General features: G+C 64.8%; 17 protein-coding genes. 1 reads left to right on the top strand and 16 read right to left on the bottom strand.

Features of this window, described 5'->3' with window-relative positions; all coding sequences use genetic code 11:
• Positions 1 to 925: 925 nt before the first annotated feature.
• The 16 genes from CO675_RS02860 to CO675_RS02785 form a co-directional block, all read right to left on the bottom strand.
• The gene (locus CO675_RS02860) at positions 926 to 1,981 is read right to left on the bottom strand and encodes a YeeE/YedE family protein (RefSeq protein ID WP_097670484.1); all 1,056 of its coding nucleotides are present in this window, start codon (positions 1,979 to 1,981) and stop codon (positions 926 to 928) included.
• Positions 1,982 to 2,121: 140 nt separating this feature from the next.
• A complete protein-coding gene (iaaH, locus tag CO675_RS02855; protein WP_097670483.1) occupies positions 2,122 to 3,552 on the bottom strand; it encodes an indoleacetamide hydrolase in 1,431 nt (476 codons plus the stop codon).
• Between the two features lie 36 nt (positions 3,553 to 3,588).
• On the bottom strand, positions 3,589 to 4,914 hold the full coding sequence (gene paaK, locus CO675_RS02850; RefSeq protein WP_097670482.1) for a phenylacetate--CoA ligase PaaK: 1,326 nt from the start codon (positions 4,912 to 4,914) through the stop codon (positions 3,589 to 3,591).
• A gap of 18 nt (positions 4,915 to 4,932) precedes the next feature.
• Entirely contained in the window at positions 4,933 to 5,388 is a 456-nt protein-coding gene (paaI, locus tag CO675_RS02845; RefSeq protein ID WP_097670481.1) for a hydroxyphenylacetyl-CoA thioesterase PaaI, read from the bottom strand.
• A 90-nt stretch (positions 5,389 to 5,478) separates the two neighbouring features.
• A complete protein-coding gene (gene paaE, locus CO675_RS02840; RefSeq protein ID WP_097670480.1) occupies positions 5,479 to 6,555 on the bottom strand; it encodes a 1,2-phenylacetyl-CoA epoxidase subunit PaaE in 1,077 nt (358 codons plus the stop codon).
• Between the two features lie 2 nt (positions 6,556 to 6,557).
• Positions 6,558 to 7,061: a 1,2-phenylacetyl-CoA epoxidase subunit PaaD gene (paaD, locus tag CO675_RS02835; protein WP_097670479.1), complete on the bottom strand. Its 504-nt coding sequence runs from the start codon at positions 7,059 to 7,061 to the stop codon at positions 6,558 to 6,560.
• Positions 7,055 to 7,831 carry a 1,2-phenylacetyl-CoA epoxidase subunit PaaC gene (paaC, locus tag CO675_RS02830; protein ID WP_097670478.1) on the bottom strand — a complete coding sequence of 259 codons (777 nt, stop codon included), beginning with the start codon at positions 7,829 to 7,831 and terminating at the stop codon, positions 7,055 to 7,057. Before paaC ends, paaD begins: the two co-directional genes overlap by 7 nt.
• A gap of 146 nt (positions 7,832 to 7,977) precedes the next feature.
• On the bottom strand, positions 7,978 to 8,265 hold the full coding sequence (gene paaB / locus CO675_RS02825; protein WP_097670477.1) for a 1,2-phenylacetyl-CoA epoxidase subunit PaaB: 288 nt from the start codon (positions 8,263 to 8,265) through the stop codon (positions 7,978 to 7,980).
• Between the two features lie 11 nt (positions 8,266 to 8,276).
• The gene (gene paaA, locus CO675_RS02820) at positions 8,277 to 9,269 is read right to left on the bottom strand and encodes a 1,2-phenylacetyl-CoA epoxidase subunit PaaA (protein ID WP_097670476.1); all 993 of its coding nucleotides are present in this window, start codon (positions 9,267 to 9,269) and stop codon (positions 8,277 to 8,279) included.
• Positions 9,270 to 9,345: 76 nt separating this feature from the next.
• Positions 9,346 to 10,215: a phenylacetic acid degradation operon negative regulatory protein PaaX gene (gene paaX / locus CO675_RS02815; protein WP_097670475.1), complete on the bottom strand. Its 870-nt coding sequence runs from the start codon at positions 10,213 to 10,215 to the stop codon at positions 9,346 to 9,348.
• Between the two features lie 92 nt (positions 10,216 to 10,307).
• Positions 10,308 to 11,078, bottom strand: a complete 771-nt coding sequence (locus CO675_RS02810; RefSeq protein ID WP_097670474.1) for an esterase/lipase family protein — start codon at positions 11,076 to 11,078, stop codon at positions 10,308 to 10,310.
• 196 nt (positions 11,079 to 11,274) lie between these two features.
• On the bottom strand, positions 11,275 to 12,558 hold the full coding sequence (locus tag CO675_RS02805; RefSeq protein WP_097670473.1) for a DUF445 domain-containing protein: 1,284 nt from the start codon (positions 12,556 to 12,558) through the stop codon (positions 11,275 to 11,277).
• 222 nt (positions 12,559 to 12,780) lie between these two features.
• A complete protein-coding gene (locus CO675_RS02800) occupies positions 12,781 to 13,257 on the bottom strand; it encodes a phasin (protein WP_050404030.1) in 477 nt (158 codons plus the stop codon).
• A 181-nt stretch (positions 13,258 to 13,438) separates the two neighbouring features.
• Positions 13,439 to 14,035, bottom strand: a complete 597-nt coding sequence (locus CO675_RS02795) for a GNAT family N-acetyltransferase (RefSeq protein WP_097670472.1) — start codon at positions 14,033 to 14,035, stop codon at positions 13,439 to 13,441.
• Between the two features lie 26 nt (positions 14,036 to 14,061).
• Positions 14,062 to 15,150: a PHA/PHB synthase family protein gene (locus CO675_RS02790; protein ID WP_097670471.1), complete on the bottom strand. Its 1,089-nt coding sequence runs from the start codon at positions 15,148 to 15,150 to the stop codon at positions 14,062 to 14,064.
• Entirely contained in the window at positions 15,147 to 15,530 is a 384-nt protein-coding gene (locus CO675_RS02785; RefSeq protein WP_097670892.1) for a hypothetical protein, read from the bottom strand. The genes CO675_RS02790 and CO675_RS02785 overlap by 4 nt, the downstream gene beginning before the upstream one ends.
• Before the next feature lie 181 nt (positions 15,531 to 15,711).
• Here CO675_RS02785 and CO675_RS02780 point away from each other — a divergent pair, with 181 nt between their 5' ends.
• Positions 15,712 to 16,632 carry an alpha/beta fold hydrolase gene (locus CO675_RS02780; RefSeq protein WP_097670470.1) on the top strand — a complete coding sequence of 307 codons (921 nt, stop codon included), beginning with the start codon at positions 15,712 to 15,714 and terminating at the stop codon, positions 16,630 to 16,632.
• The last annotated feature ends 74 nt before the right edge of the window (positions 16,633 to 16,706 follow it).

Below are 16,706 nucleotides of genomic sequence, written 5' to 3'. Positions count from 1 at the left end.
TAAGCCGCGGTTCGGGCGGTGATGGGGTTTACTGTCTGCCTGTCTGAAGGGAATAGCGAGCTGTTTATTTCAGGCCTTTTGTCGCGGGGCGCGGGACGAATGGCGCCCAAAGGACCTGATGGGATCGCAAAATTGGCTGGGGGCTCTACGGTAGGACGCCAACTGAGGCGGCTTTACTTCGTGAGGCGGTAAATGTCGCCCGGTTTGAGGCGGAGGCCGTCGAGTTTCCGCTGTTCCTTCTCGGTCAGTTTCATGTCCACAAGCTCCGCCGTCCAGCCTTCTGGCACCGCCGTAAGTACCAGCGTCAGGGCCTGATCTGGCTTAGCTCGCGCGATCCAATACTGCTTCGTTGGTCCCTCCAACGACAAGTCGTCTGCGGTGACCTCCACGACGGTAAGCGAGTTTCCGAACGACTCTGCCATAGCAATTGAATACGATAGCAGCCGCTTTTGTTTCTAGCTCGCTGGGCCGTTAGGCCGTCGCACGGGACCGGCCAAAAACTTATAGCTCGGGACCCAAGCAGAGTTCCAGGTTTCCAGCGTTACGCCGCACAGCGAGCATTCAAAGCTGCTGATCTCCCGTGTCGGGGCGATGGACTCGGTGCGGTTGTAGACTGCACCGCATTGGCAAGTCCGGTGATGGGTGTCCATCCCCGCTTATGAACCTGAAAACCATAACAGGCCAATAACTCTAACGAGATCGTTCACGAGCGATTTAGACTGGGACACTGTCGAATTCAGCTTAGGACACTGAGGCTTAAATACGGACAGCACCTACCGTCCTATGGGAACGTATGGTGACACTGGACCAATTCGGGAACCCGGTAGCTGGCGATAACTCCGCTTCGGGTCATGAGCCGCCGACAACTACCGAACTGGGCAACTTCCGCTTCAGGACTGGAAGCCGACGGTTATGAGTACATGTCCTAGGCCGTCGCAAGCGGCCTCACTCGCAGCGCGCCGCGCAGGCCGGCGCCGGTGCCGAGCGTGATGCCGGCGATGGCGATGAATGACGACAGCGACAGCGTCGACAAACCAGTGAGCCCCTGCCCGACCGAGCAGCCGAACGCCATCACGCCGCCCGCGCCCATCAGCGCGGCGCCGCTTGCCGAGCGCAGCATGTGCTGTGGCGAGCGGTAGCCTTCGAGTTGGAAACGCCCGGTGGCAAGCGCCGTGACCAGGCTGCCGGCGAACACGCCGAACACGGTGACGATGCCGAAATTGAGCGTCGAGCCGGTCGACAGCATCACATATTGCAGGGCGTCGGCGATCGGCGCGATGAAGGTGAGCGACGTCACCGGCACCGGGTTGAAATCATCGGCGCCGAGATAGCCGGTCGCGTACCAGCCGCCCGCCACCAGCAAGCCGACGATCAGGCCGGCCGCGACCTGGCCCGGCGACTTGCGGAACGGCGCATGGGCAAAGGCGAAAATGATCAGGACGGCTGATAGCACCGAGGCCGCCACCATGCGCGCCGGCACCGCGCCGAGGCCGCTGCTAGCGAGCAGCGCCGGCACCGAACTGGCCGACACCGTGGCCTGCGACGCCTGCACCATCGCGATCCGCAGCGGCGCGATCAGGCCCTTCAGCGTCATCTCGGCGACAATGCCGAGCACGATCACGACCACGAAGGAGCGCAGATTGCCGCGCCCGAGCAGCACCAGCGCCCGCGAGCCGCAGCCGTTCGACAGCACCATGCCGTAGCCAAACAGCAGCCCGCCGAGGAACATCACCGGCGCCGAGAAGGACGGCTGCAGATAGATCGACTTGCCGAGATCGACGAGGCCGGCCGCCGCCAGCAGCTGCGAGGCCGCGATCGCAACCCCCATCGCCAGCGCGTAGGTGCGCACCAGCCGACCGTCACCATCGGCCCACCAGCCGCGCAGGCCGCTCATCATGCAGAAACCGCTGACGAGGCCGACCGAGCCATAGATCAGGCCGATGATCAGGGCGGCGAGGATGACGATCGTGGCGGGGTCCATAACAATCCTTCAATTGCCTTCGTCGTTGCGGGCGAAGCGAAGAGCGCACCGCAGGGCGCGCGGATCGTGGCGGCCAGGCGGCCCAAACCATGACTAATCGACTGACCGATCAATTCAAGGGGCTTGTTGCCGCCGGCGAGTCAGAGCTTCGGTGGCGGGGCCGTGCCCAGGATCGCCTCGATCGACAGGCCGAGCCCGAGCAATCTGGCATCGCTGCCGACCGGACCGTCGAGCTCGAGCCCAACCGGCAGGCCGTCAGGCGTCATGCCGGCATAGAGCGACAGCCCGGGAAGGCCGGCATTGCTGCCGGGGTCGGTGTTGCGGATCATGGTGCCGAAGGTCGGCACCGGCTCGCCGCCATTGACCGACATCTCGCCGGACCCGGTCTTCTCATCGATCACGGGTGCAGGCGCGATCGTGGTCGGAAACAGGATGGCGTCCAGTTTGTTGTCGCTGAGATAAGCGGCATAGATCGCCTGCAGCGCCGGCCGCTGCACCTTGATCGCATCATCATAGGCCGCGCCGAAGGCATCCGCCGTGATGGCGCCGAACGCCCCGACCACGTCGGGACTGGCGACGCCGGCCGCGATATCGGACAGCGTGATCCCAGCGATCCCGGAGGCGGCGAGCCAGGCCGGGATATCGGCGATCGGTTCATGCAGCGCGAGCACGAACGAGACCTTGCCGTTCTGTTCGAACAGGTCGGGCATATCGACATCGACCAGTACCGCGCCGGCCGCCGTGAACCGCGCGCAGGCCGCGCGGGCAACGACCTCGACGTCGCGATCGAGACCGCTCCAGAAACAGGCGGGAATGCCGAGGCGCACGCCGCGGAGCGGAACGGCTGCGGCCGGCGGCGTGCCCGTGATCACGGCATCGAGCAGCGCGACATCGGCGACCGTGCGTCCCATCGGGCCGACGGTGTCGCGGGTATGGCTGATCGGAACCACCTGGTTGTCGTCGTGATAACGGCGCTCGGCGCCGCCATTGCCGACCGACGGGCGGAGACCGACGGTCCCGGTCAGCGCCGCGGGCACGCGGGTCGAGCCGCCGGTGTCCGATCCGAGGCCACAGGTGGCGATCCGCGCGGCGATCGCCGCCGACGTTCCGCCGGACGACCCGCCCGGGATCCGGCTCGTGTCATAGGGATTGCGCACCGGTCCCGCAAACGGCGCGAGATTGGTGCTGGTGATGCCGAAGGCGAGCTCGTGCAGATTGGTCTTGCCGATGACGACGGCGCCGGCATCGAGCAGCTTTTGCAGCGACGGCGCATTGCGCGCGGGCCGCGCGTGTTGCAGCGCCGGCGTGCCGCCCGATGTCGCCAGGTCCGACGTGTTGATGTTGTCCTTCACGACGATCGGAAGCCCGGCCAGCACACCGGTCCGCTCTCCCGCATCGACCTCGCGCGCCGCTGCCAGCGCACCGTCGCGGTTCAGCACGATGAAGGCGTTGAGGTGCTTCAGCCGCTCCGCACGATCGAGCGCCGCCTCGGCGACACTGACCGCCGTCACCTTCCGGTCGCGGATGTCAGCCACGATCTGCGCAGCGGTTGCTTCATTCGTGTCTGCCATGGAAACCCCGCACCCTCTTGCATTGCGGGCGAGAGGCTATTCTTTCGGCCGCTTGTCGTAAACACGTTTCGCCTTGCCGAGCGAACGCTCCAGCGTCTCCGGAGCGACGACGCGAACGCGGGTGGAGATGCCGATGGTGTTCTTGATGAAGGCGGAGACCTTCTCGGCGTGCGCGGTCAGCCCTTCGCCGTCCCAAGCTTCAGGCCGGGCTTCGGCGAGCACCGTCATCTCGTCCATGCGGCCCTCGCGGGTCAGCTCGATGACAAAATGGCCGCCGCACCAGTCGGTCGCCAACAGCGCCTCCTCGATCTGGGTCGGGAACACGTTGACGCCGCGCAGGATGATCATGTCGTCGGAGCGGCCGGTCACCTTCTCCATCCGCCGCATGCCCGGCCGCGCCGTGCCTGATAACAGCCGCGTCAGGTCGCGGGTGCGGTAGCGGATGATCGGGAACGCCTCCTTGGTCAGCGAGGTGAACACCAGTTCGCCCTTCTCGCCGTCGGGCAGCACCTTGCCGGTCAGAGGATCGATCACCTCCGGGTAGAAGTGATCTTCCCAGATATGCAGGCCGTCCTTGGTCTCCACGCATTCCTGCGCGACGCCGGGGCCGATCACTTCCGACAGGCCGTAGATGTCCGTCGCGTCCATGTCGAAGGCCTGTTCGATCTCGACCCGCATCGCATTGGTCCAGGGCTCGGCGCCGAAGATGCCGAACTTCAGCGACGATTTGCGCGGGTCGAGCCCCTGCCGCTTGAACTCGTCGAGGATCGCCAGCATGTAGCTCGGCGTCACCGTGATGATGTCGGGCCGGAAGTCGTTGATGATCTGCACCTGCCGCTCGGTCATGCCGCCGGAGATCGGGATCACGGTGCAGCCGAGCCGCTCGGCGCCGTAATGCGCCCCGAGGCCGCCGGTGAACAGGCCATAGCCATAGGCATTGTGCATCAGCATGCCCTTGCGGCCGCCGGCAGCGCGGATCGAGCGCGCCATGACATCCGCCCAGGTGTCGATATCGGCCCTGGTGTAGCCGGCCACGATCGGCTTGCCGGTCGTGCCGGAAGACGCATGGACGCGAACGAGCTGTTCGCGCGGCACCGCGAACATGTTGAAGGGATAATTTTCGCGCAGATCGGTCTTCACCGTGAACGGAAATTTGGCGAGATCGGAAAGCTGCTTGAAGTCTGTGGGGTGCACGCCCGCCGCGTCGAAACTCTTCTTGTAATGCGCGACATTGTCATAGGCGTGCTTGAGCGACCAGGCCAGCCGCCTGGTCTGCAGCGCCATGATCTCGTCGCGCGAGGCGCGTTCGGCCGCATCGAGCTCGGCGCGATAGCCGCTATCCTTAAGTCTTGCCGTTGCCATCGACGTTTCCCCTGAAGCCTATGCCTTGATGTCCGCATCCGGCAGCCAGGTGCCGGGTATCACGCGCGAATGTCCGCGGAATTCGGCGATCACGCTGTCGCCGGCGGTGACGCGCACGTCGTAGATTCCCGACCGGCCGCTGCGCGAGATCTCGCGCGCGGCCGCGACCAGACGGTCGCCGAGCTTGCCGGGCCGGATGAAGGTGACATTGCCCTGCGCCGCCACCGCGCGATCGTTGCGGCTGTTGCAGGCAAAGGCGAAGGCTGAATCGGCCAGCGTGAAGATGTAACCGCCATGGCAGATGCGCTGGCCGTTGACCATGTGCGGCAGCACCGTCATCGCCATCGTCGCCTGCCCCGGCTTAATCTCGACCAGCTCCATGCCGAGACCCTTGCTGGCGTCGTCTTCCTTCCACATCGCATCCGCGCAGGCGCGGGCGATGTCCTCGGGCGATAGCGTGGCCTTCACGTTCACATCGAACTCCCTGTGCGTGGGCCCGTTTGCAGCAGGCCTCTTGGCGTCAGTGTTGGGCGCGACACCTTGGGTGTCAACACACGCGTAGAACTAGACGTGGTCGTAATCGACCACGACCTTGCCCGAGCACGGCTTGGCCTGGCAGGTGAGGATGAACCCCGCCTTCAGCTCCCACGGCTCCAGCGAATAGTTCAGATCCATCGGCGCATCGCCTTCGACCAGCTTGGCGCGGCAGGTCGAGCACATGCCGCCCTTGCAGGCGAACGGCAGGTCCATGCCGGCGCGCAGCGCGGCGTCGAGAATCGACTCGCCGTCGGCCACCGGCACCTCGCGGCGCTTGCCGTCGATGATCAGTCCGGCGATCGCCTTCGGCGGCGCACCGGCAGGGACGACGACTTTCGGTCGCGGCTTGCCGCCGAACTCCGAGACGAAGCGCTCGACATGGATGCGCTCGTCGGCGATGCCGATCTCGCGGCAGGTCGCCTCGATGGTCTCGCTCATCGCGGCCGGGCCGCAGACGAAGACATGATCGACCGTTGAGGCCGGCACCAGCGAGCGCAGCAGCACGCGTACTTTCTCGCCGTCGAGCCGGCCGTGCAGGATCGGGATGTCCTGCTCCTCGCCCGAGATGACGTGAAACACCGACAGCCGCTGCATGAAGCGGTCCTTCAGCTCCTCCAGCGCCTCGCGGAACATGACGCCTTCGGTCGAGCGGTTGCCGTAGAACAGGAAGAAGCGGCTGTCCGGCTCGCGCGCCAGCACGCCCTTGATGATCGAGAGGATCGGCGTGATGCCGCTGCCGGCAGCGAAGCCGACATAGGTCCGTGCCTCGCCGGGCGCATGGGCGACGCCGAAACGGCCGGTCGGCGTCATCACGTCGAGCTCGTCGCCGGCCTTCAGCTCGTCGGCGGCCCAGTTCGAGAAGGCGCCGCCGTCGACCTTCTTCACCGCGATGCGCAATTCGCCGTCATCGGGGCCGGAGCAGATCGAATAAGAGCGGCGGACTTCCTCGCCGTCCATCGTGGTGCGCAAGGTCAGATACTGGCCCGGCGTGAAACGGTAGTCGCCTTGCAGATCGTCGGGGATCGCAAAGGTCATCGAGACGGCGTCCGACGCCTCGCGGCGCAGATCGCTGACGGACAGACGGTGAAATCGTGGTGTCGACATGGTCAATGACACTTGAAGTAATCGAAGGGTTCACGGCAGCTCTTGCAACGCCACAGCGCCTTGCAGGAGGTCGAGCCGAATTCGGACAGCAGTTCGGTCTCGCCCGAGCCGCATTGCGGGCACGCGACCTGTTGCTCGCCGAACAGCGCGCGGCGGGAGGAGCCCGGCAGCGGCGGCGCGATGCCGTATTCCTTGAGCTTGCGGCGGCCGTCCTCGCTCATCCAGTCGGTGGTCCAGGCCGGCGACAGCACGGTGCGGACCTTGGGCCGATGAATGCCCTCGCGCTCCAGCGCGAGCTCGATCTCGAGCGCGATCATGTTCATTGCGGGACAGCCGGAATAGGTCGGCGTGATCGCGACCTCGACATGACCGTCATGGACCGCGACATCGCGCAGCACGCCGAGATCGGCGATGGTCAGAACGGGGATTTCGGGATCGACCACCTGCGCGGCCGCGCTCCAGGCGCGCCGGCGCAGATCGGCATCGCTGAGTGCAACCGTCACCATGTTGCCCCCGGGAAGGTGCGCTGCAGGGACTGCAATTCGCTGAGGAGATGACCGAGATGCTCGCTGTGGCTGCCGCTGCGGCCGCCCTGCTGCATCCAGTCGCTCTTCGGCAACGCCAGCGTCGCCTCGTTGACGATGCCGGTGATGGTCTTCAGCCAGCGCGGCTTCAGCGCCGCAGGATCGATCGCGATGCCGGCCTCGATCAGGCTGCGCTCGCCGTCATCGACCGCAAACATCTCGCCGGTATAGGCCCAGAGATCGTCGATCGCATTCTGCGCGCGGCGGTGGCTTTCCTCGGTGCCGTCGCCGAGGCGGACGATCCATTCCGACGAATGCCTGACATGATAGGCGCTCTCCTTCTCCGACTTCGCTGCGATCGCAGCAAAGGTCGGATCGGAGGATGCCATCATCGCGCGCCAGTAGAGATCGGCGAATGCCGCGTAGAAGAACTGCCGCACCATGGTGCGGGCAAAGTCGCCGTTCGGCTGCTCGACCAGCAGCAGATTGCGGTACTGCCTGACGTCGCGCAGATACGCGAACTTGTCTTCGTCGTTGCCGCGGCCCTCGACCTTGGCCGCGTAGCTGTAGAGCTCGCGGGCCTGGCCGAGCAGGTCGAGACCCATATTGGCGAGCGCCATGTCCTCTTCCATCGCGGGCGCATGGCCGCACCATTCGGACAGCCGATGGCCGAGGATCAGCGCATCGTCGGCGCGGCGCAGCGCGTAGAGCACCAGCGGCGTTTCGGAGACTTCGATGTTGGCGGTTGCCATGTTCTCTATTCCACCTGCATCCACTTGCTCGACGTCATCCTGAGGAGCCTGCGCAGCAGGCGTCTCGAAGGATGGCCGCGGTTACGATCGGGGCGTCATGGTTCTCCTGGCGATGCGCAGCATCGTCCAGCCATGACGGGTGAAATTCACATATGCCCGACTTCGTCGGGAACGTCGTAGAAGGTCGGGTGGCGGTAGATCTTGGTTTCCGCCGGCTCGAACATCATGCCCTTCTCGGCCGGATCGGACGCGGTGATCGCGTTCGAGGGCACCACCCAGATCGACAGCCCCTCGCCGCGACGGGTGTAGATGTCCCGCGCGGCTTGCAGGGCGAGCGTCGCGTCCGCCGCATGCAGCGAGCCGACATGCTTGTGCGCAAGACCGTTGCGGCTGCGAATGAAGACTTCCCAGAGCGGGGTGTTCGGCGTGGCCATCTCGGGCTCCCTTATTCTGCGGCTTGCGCGAGCTGGCGGCTCTTGCGCTTCTCGGCATAGGCCATCGCGGCCTCGCGCACCCAGGCGCCCTCCTCATGCGCCTTGCGGCGCGCGGCGAGGCGATCGCGGTTGCAGGGGCCGTTGCCGGCCAGCACCTGCTTGAACTCGTCCCAGTCGATCGGGCTGTGCACCCAATTGCCGTTCTCGTTCTGCTTCATGCCGGGATCGGGAATCGTGAGCCCGAGGAACTCGGCCTGCGGCACGGTGGCGTCGATGAATTTCTGGCGCAGCTCGTCGTTGGAGAAGCGCTTGATCTTCCACTTGGTCGAGGTGTCGCTGTGCTGGCTGACCTGGTCCGGCGGGCCGAACATCATCAGCACCGGCCACCACCAGCGATCGAGCGCGTTCTGCGCCATCGCCTTCTGCTCGGCGGTGCCGCGGCACAGCGTCACCATGATCTCGAAACCCTGGCGCTGGTGGAACGACTCTTCCTTGCAGACGCGGATCATCGCGCGCGCATAGGGGCCGTAGGAGCAGCGGCACAGCGGGATCTGGTTCATGATCGCGGCGCCGTCGACCAGCCAGCCGATGGTGCCGATGTCGGCCCAGGTCAGGGTGGGGTAATTGAAGATCGAGGAATATTTCGCCTTGCCCGAGAGCATGCCGTCGACCAGCTCTTCGCGCGAGGTGCCGAGCGTTTCGGCGGCGGCGTAGAGATAGAGCCCGTGCCCGCATTCGTCCTGCACCTTGGCGAGCAGCGCGGCCTTGCGGCGCAGCGACGGCGCGCGGGTGATCCAATTGCCCTCGGGCAGCATGCCGACGATTTCGGAATGGGCGTGCTGGGAAATCTGCCGGGTCAGTGTCTTGCGGTAGGCCGCAGGCATCCAGTCGTTCGGCTCGATGCGCTCGTCGGCATCGATGCGGGCCTGGAACTGACTGGCACGGGCGACATCCTCGACGCCGCGATCGTCGCCGTCGGATGAGTTGAGCGCCTGCGTATACATGGCCGACCTCCCAGTGTGTTGTTAGGTGGAAATATATAACACAAATTTCAGAATGCAATATGTTTTTGTAATATATTCAGATGCCTTCAAAACGACGCGCCACGGCCCCGTTGGGCTTCGGCAGCGGTCCGTCCTCGTTGGTTGCGTGGTCGTCAAGCCATTGTTCCGACGGCGGAAGCAGCCCGCGATAGATCTCGCCGCAGAGTTTGCGGGCTGCCCTGCCCGGCCAGTCCTTCGGCAGCAGCTGATACGGCAGCAGCGGATCGCGCAGCACGACCCGGCGATAATGATGGATCAGCAGGATGCGCGCGGTGAAGGCGTCGGCATCGCTCAGCTTCTCGCCCCTGACGATCCAGCCGTGCAGCGGCTCGAACGTCTTCATGAACTTCAGATAGGCGTCCGACGTGCGGTCGAGCGGCCAGCTCTCGCTGAGCAGCCGGCGCCCGCTGTCATCTTCCGCCGACACTTCGAGACGGATCGCGCGCGACGCCTCAGCGGGGATCGGCGCGCCCGACGGCGCGACCCACACGCCCGGCAGCGGGCTGCCGAAGCCGGCATTCTTCAGCGCCTCGCGCGCGGCATCGCGATCCTCGGCATTGCCGATCAGCAGCAACTCGAAGCGGCCGGTCCAGTCCGACGGCGGCGGATCGTAGATGTGCCGCGTTGCGGTGTCGAAGGTCTGCCGGCCCTTGGCATTCAAGCGATAGAAACTGTTGCGGCCGACCTTGCTGCGCTCGAGCCAGCCGTCGGCGGCCAGCCGCGACATCGCGGTGCGCACCACGTTGCCGTCGATATCAAGCGACTTGAAGAATTCCAGCAGCGTGCCGAGCCACACCGAGCCGCCGCGCGGCACGATGGAATCGCCGAACACGGTGATGATGATCGAGCCGGTGCGCGACGGCTCGCGCTTCAGCTGATCGACGATGCGGGCAAGCGGCTGTGGCATGCCCAACGCATAGCGCGTTTTGTCGATTCACGACAATGCAGCCGCTTGAGCTTCTGCCTCGCCCCGCAAGCGGAGCGAGGCAAGAAGAAGCGTCAGCGATTGGGATCCGGATAGACCAGGCTGCGCCAGCCGCTGCGATCGAACGGCGCCCACTCACCGTCCTTCTGCGCGAGGCGATCGGCGACCGCGTAGACCACCGCCGGATGATGACCCATGCCGCAATGGCTGCTCTCGACCTCGATGCTGTCGGTCATCGACGAAGCCTGCTCGCGGCAGCCCTGCCAGGCGCAGACGCCGTCGGTGCGGCTGAAGATCGCGGTGGTCGGCACCGGCGGTGCACTGGCGAGCGCGCCGCCGAAACGGGAATCCTCCTCATCGGCCCGGCGGCCGCTGGCCATCTCGTAGACGCGCCAGGCGTTGGTCGACTTCGGACCGGCGGCAAACGGGCTGCCGAGGGTGATCACCTGGCGCACGCGCTCCGGCATCATCTTGGCGAGCTGGCGCGCATAGAGGCCGCCTAAGCTCCAGCCGATCACCGAGACCTTGCGACCACTGGTCTCATTCATCTCCTGCAGCAGATCGACCATCCCGTCCTGCACGCCGGCGCGCAGCCCGAGGTTGCGGCCCTGGCGCCAGCCGCTGACGCCGTAACCCTTGCTCTTGAGGAAGTCGCGCAGCGGGCGCGTCGACATGTCGGAGGCAATCAGTCCGGGCAGCACCAACACCGGATGCCCATCGCCGCGCGGCGCGAGGCTCAGCAGCGGCAATGCACCAAGAAAGGCACCGAGCTCGTGAATGGCGCGGCCTTCCAGAAACATCAGCGTCCTGGACGGCGGGCGTAGCGTCTGCGCAGCAACGGACATTTCAACTCCTCTTCCGGCACTGTCTTGGCGGCCGGCAATGGGAATATCAGGAATGGGTCAACAGGATTGACGCAAACCCGGCGGAATCGTTCCGCAACGCAACAAGCAACCTTGAAAAGCTAGGGAACCGATCACTTTCGTGCAAGCGGGCCAGGTCACACTTGCCACAACTATTGTGACGTCCGTGCCCAATCGGTCACAGCAGCCGCAGCACGTATTCCAGCGTGTAAAGCGCGAGCCCGGCAAGTCCGCCGATCAGCGAACCGTTGAAGCGGATGTATTGCAGGTCCTTGCCGACATTGACTTCGATCAGCGAGATCAATTGCTCCATGTCCCAGCTCTTCATCTGGTCGGCGATGAAACTCGAGACGCCGCTCTTCTGCTCGGCAACGACCGTGCGCAGGATCGCGACCAGACCCTGATTGATCTCACCGCGCAGCTCGGCATCGCCATCGAGCGCATCGCCGGCCTCGACGAACATTCGGGCCAGCTGATGCTGCAGCACCTGCGACTCGCCCGAGGCGCTGCGCTCGATGAAGTCCTTGACGTTGGCCCAGATGGTGCGGCCGAGATTGGCAAGCTCCGGCCGCGCCAGCAGGTCGCGCTTCAGGCCGTCGATGCGATCTGCGAACGCCTTGTCGCTGCCGAGCCGGTCGACGAACGACAGCAGCATGCGGTCGAACTCGCCGCGGAACGGATGCTGCGGATCGTTGCGCACTTCCTCGAAGAATTTCGTGGCCGAGGCGATGATCCGGTTCACCACGAACTTGTCGGCACGGTAGAGTCTCAGCAGCGTCGGCATCTCCGCGCGGACCTTGTCGCGGATCACGGCCATGGTCTCCTGCTGCGTCAGCGTCTGGTGCAGTGCGCGCAAGAGGTCGTCGAGCAGCCCCTCATGCTTGCCCTCCTGCACGAAGCCGCGCAGCGCGCCGGCCGCAAGCGGCGCAAGATCGACCGAGAGCACCTGCGTCGTGACGCGGCGGCTGATGAATTGCATCAAGCCTGAGCTTTCGGTCGCCGCAAACGCTTCGGGCAGCATCCGCAGCACGAAGCGGGCGAGATCCTCCGACCGCTTGCGGTCGCGCAACCAGTCGGCGATGAACGTGGCGAAATCGATCTCGCGCAGCTTGGCCTCGACCGGCCCGGATTCCAGGAAATTGTTCTCGATGAACTCGCCGAGCTTCTCGGCGATGCGTTCCTGGTTGCTCTGGATGATCGCGGTGTGCGGGATCGGCAGCCCCAGCGGCCGCTTGAACAGCGCGACGACCGCATACCAGTCGGCGAGCCCGCCGATGGTCGCGGCCTCGGCAAAGGCCGCGATGAAGCCGAAGGCGGGATGCACCGGCAGCAGCGCCTTCGCTGCAATGAAGATGATCAGGGTTGCCGCCAACACGCCGGTCGCAAGCCACTTCACGCGGCGCAGTTCGGCTGCGCGTTCGGCATCGACGGGCGTTGCGATGAGGGCTGCAGGAAGGGTCATGGGGATCGAAGGGGCTCTCGCACTGGCGGGACACTAACCGTCATTGCGGGCGGAGCGAAGCAATCCATTTCACCGCTTGCGGAGAAATGGATTGCTTCGTCGCTGTCGCTCCTCGCAATGACGGCAGCTGCGACATCAACGATGTATGAGAAGCACCGGCAAAAAAGAAGGCCCGCAAAATGGCGGGCCTTCGAAAAGGGCAGTCGGTCAGTGCCAGCGCGATCAGGCGGTCTTGCTGTAGACCTTCGAGAAGTTGTCCTGCGCGGTCTTCGCACCGTCGGTGACGAGCTTGCCGAGATACTCGGTGGTGGCCTTCGCCCGCGAGACGAACAGTTCGCCACGCGCACGGACCAGGTCCGACTGGATCTGGGCAGCTTCGCTCAGCGACTTGGCGGAGGCGAGCTTGTCGATGCCGGCGAAGAACGCCTCGGCGTCCTGGTAGAGCGCCTGCTGGATGTTGCGGCTGATCTTGGCGGCCTCGGTCACCGAACCGGCAACGGCGGTCTCGATCACGTTGGTCACCTTCTCGGAGCCGGCATACGCGTCGGCAGCGCGGGTCTTGGCGGCCTCGGCCTGCTTCTTCACGAACTCACGGGCGGCTTCCGGAACTTCCAAGTTCTGGAGCTTGGTGAACGCCTCGGTGACGGGCGCGAAGGCTTCCTTGACGCTGTTCAGCACGGAATTGGTTTCGGTGGTCATTGGGGTCTCTCCATCCTCAGGTTTGAGCTATGGGCTCACCCCGTCCGGTTTGGCCCGGGGCAACGGTGTTATGACACACCCCATGGTGCGTCGCAACATCGATGTTGCAGCGCGATATCACGAACCTGTGAACAGCGTGAGAAACCGGCAGGTTGCCTAAGGTGCCGGCAGAAAACGGTCTCTAATTACCGCCAACTGCATCCGAGACGCCGTACGCCTCCATTTGCGCCCGGACTTGCGCCACGTTGTGCCCGAGCACGACGATGTCGTGGGTCTTGCCCTCGACGTCGCGGACATGGTCGCGCAGCAGGGCCTCCGCCTTGAAGCCGAGGCTTTCGAACAGCGCGATCGCCGCCCGCTGGTCGACCGTCATCTGCACCGAGAACTTCTCCAGCCCGGCGCCAAGGGCAATCGCGAACGTCTCCTGCGACAGCGCCCGGCCGACGCCCTGCCCGCGCACGTCGAGCGACACCACCATCCGGATCTCGCCGACATGCGGCGACCAGGAATGCGGATCGCGCACCAGGGTGCCGCAACCGACCACTCTGCCGTCCTTGATCGCGAGCAGGCTCGTGATGTCGCCGCGCTCGATCTCGTTGATCCAGGCCGACAGCACCTTCGGCTGGCTGATGTTGCGCGGCAGGAACAGCAGATCATGCGTCGGCAGTTTTTGCGCGAATGCCAGCACAGCGGCCTCGTCGGCCCGCTTCATCAGGCGGAACTCGATGTCGCCGGCCTCGGTTTTGACGTGGCGCGGATAGAAACGTTGTTCAGTCATGTCGATCTCTCTCAAGTCGACCCTTCTCAGGTCGATCTCTTGCCCAACCAGGAGTCCAGTTTCGGCCACAGCCGCTTGATTGCATTGGCGCCGGCGACCAGCGAGACGTGACCGCCTTTCAGCATCACCTCCTCCTTGTCCGCGGAGCCGATCTTGGTGATCAGGTGCTTTGCCGCATCATACGGCACGATGTGGTCGTGCTCGGCGACCGCGTGCAGGATCGGCACCTTGATGTCGGCGAGCCTGGCGGCGCGGCCGCCGACCGTCATGGTGTCGTTGAAGAGCTTGTTGTCCCACATCAGGTCCTTGGTGATGGTGCGGAAATATTCGCCGGCCAGCGGCAGCGTGTCGGTCGCCCAGCGGTCGAACATCCGGTACGACTTGACGAACTCGTCGTTCCAGATGTTGTCCCAGAGCTGGATCTGGCCGACGACGCGCGCGGCCGGCCGCAACATGTCGAACGATTGCAGGATCAGCTCGGGCGGCATGTTGCCGGTGCTGTCGATCAGGCGGTCGACGTCGAAGTAGCGGCGGTCGGCGAAATTCGAGAACAGCTTCATCTCGCGGAAATCGATCGGTGTGGTGAAGCAGATCAGATTCTTCATCGGCCCGTCGTTGAAGATCGAGCCATAGAGCAGCGACAATACGCCGCCGAAGCAATAGCCGATCACGGAGACGTCCTTTTCGCCGGAATCCTGCTGCACCCGGCGGACCGATTCCGGGATGAAGTCGAGGACGTAGTCCTCCATGCGCAGCGATTTCTCCTCCGGCTTCGGCGCGGTCCAGTCCAGCATGTAGACGTCGAAGCCGCGCTTCAGCAGGAACTCGATGAAGCTCTGGCCCGGCACCAGGTCGAGGATGTAGCCGCGGTTGGTGGTCGCCATCACGATCAGGACCGGCACGCGATAGACTTCGTCGGCCTGCGACCGGTAATGATAGAGGTTCATGGTGCCGCGCGAATACAGCACGTCCTTCGGCGTCGAGCCGAGTTCGGGGCCAGAACTCGAGAAGTACTCGACGCCCTTGATGCTGCGCTGGATCGCGCGCTGCACCTCGGACTGGACCCGCTCGGAGATCGAGGCGAAATCAAAGGGGGTGGAGGTGGGAGCATTCATTTGCCGTCTCCCTCCGATGGCGGACGCCTGGTGCGCGGCGGACGCGGCGTTGCGCCATGGCCGTCGTCCGGCGCCAGCGAATTGTGATGCACCTGCTGCAGCAGCGTCTTGATCTCGTTGAGCTGGGTCTCCATCGACTGCAGACGCTCGGCCATGCCGACGAGCTGCGCACGACTCGGCAGGTTCATCGCCAGCAGATATTTCTCCATCAACTCGCCGAGCTGCTTCTGCGCGCCCGCCGCAGCGCTGCCGGCCTGATTCATCACCTTCGAGAATTCAGGCGAGCTCATCAACTGGTTGCCGAAGGAGTTGAACCCCTTCTCCATCTCGCCAATCATCGTCTGCCAGATCACGGCAGGGTCGTTGCCCTTGTCGGCCATGCGGCCCTCCTCCATACCAATCTCGAGCGCTTGTCGCGCTTCCACTTGTTTGTGCCATACGACACTGTTGCCGTTGATCGGTCAACTGCGCGGCGCGCCCAGCGACGTCGAAGCTCTTCTGCGCTGCGTCAATCCGTGGCAGCATGCAGCTTCCTGACTGCGAACCCAGGAGAGGACGCCCGTGACCACGCTCGCCCATCAGTTGCCGCAACTCACCCGCGCCAACGGCATAGACATCTGCTACGAGATATTTGGCGATGCGAATGCGGAGCCGCTGCTTCTGGTCATGGGCCTCGGCGCCCAGATGATCCATTGGGACGACGAATTTTGTCGCCGGCTTGCCGCGCGCGGTTTTCGCGTGATCCGGTTCGACAACAGGGATATCGGCAAGTCCTCCCGCATGAGCGGCGGCAAGCGGCTGACCGCGCTCGAGCTGCTCAAGCTGCGCTTCCTGAAGATTCCGGTCGCAGCGCCGTACCGGCTGGCCGACATGGCGCGCGACACGATCGGATTGATGGATGCGCTCGGCATCCGCAAAGCGCATCTGGTCGGCGCCTCGATGGGCGGCATGATCGCGCAGGAGGTTGCCATCACCTTTCCCGAGCGCGTGCTCTCGCTGACCTCGATCATGTCGACCACGGGCAATCCGAAGATACCGGGTCCGACCCGCGAGGCCACCGCGGTGCTGATGGCGCCGCCGCCGAAGAGCAAGGAGGAGTATTTCGTCCGCTTCGGCCAGACCTGGAAGGTGCTGCGCAACGGCTCGTTCCCCGAGGATGAAGCGCTCGATCCCGAGCGCGCCCGGCGCACCTTTGAGCGCGGCCTCAATCCGGAGGGCGTCGGCCGCCAGCTCCGCGCCATCCTTGCCTCCGGCAGCCGCAAGGAGCGCCTGCGCAGCGTCAAGGCGCCGACGCTGGTGATTCACGGCACCGTCGATCCGCTGGTGCATCCCGAAGGCGGCAAGGACACCGCGGTCTCGATCCCCGGCGCAAAGCTCCTGATGGTCGAGGGCATGGGCCACGCATTGCCGATCCCGATGTGGCCGCAGATCATCGACGCCATCGACAAGCACGCGCATGGGGCTGCGGTGAAGGCGGCGTGAGGCCAATCGGAACGAGGCTCCAGTATCTCACGGTAACCATGTGAGCCGGGAGTGCGTTCTTCCGGCGCCCGCGC

It is taken from the genome of Bradyrhizobium sp. C9 (genome assembly GCF_002532045.1).
Taxonomy (GTDB): Bacteria; Pseudomonadota; Alphaproteobacteria; order Rhizobiales; family Xanthobacteraceae; genus Bradyrhizobium.
The sequence above is the reverse complement of the archived record's forward strand: the minus strand, read 5'-3'. Positions and strand labels throughout refer to the sequence as shown.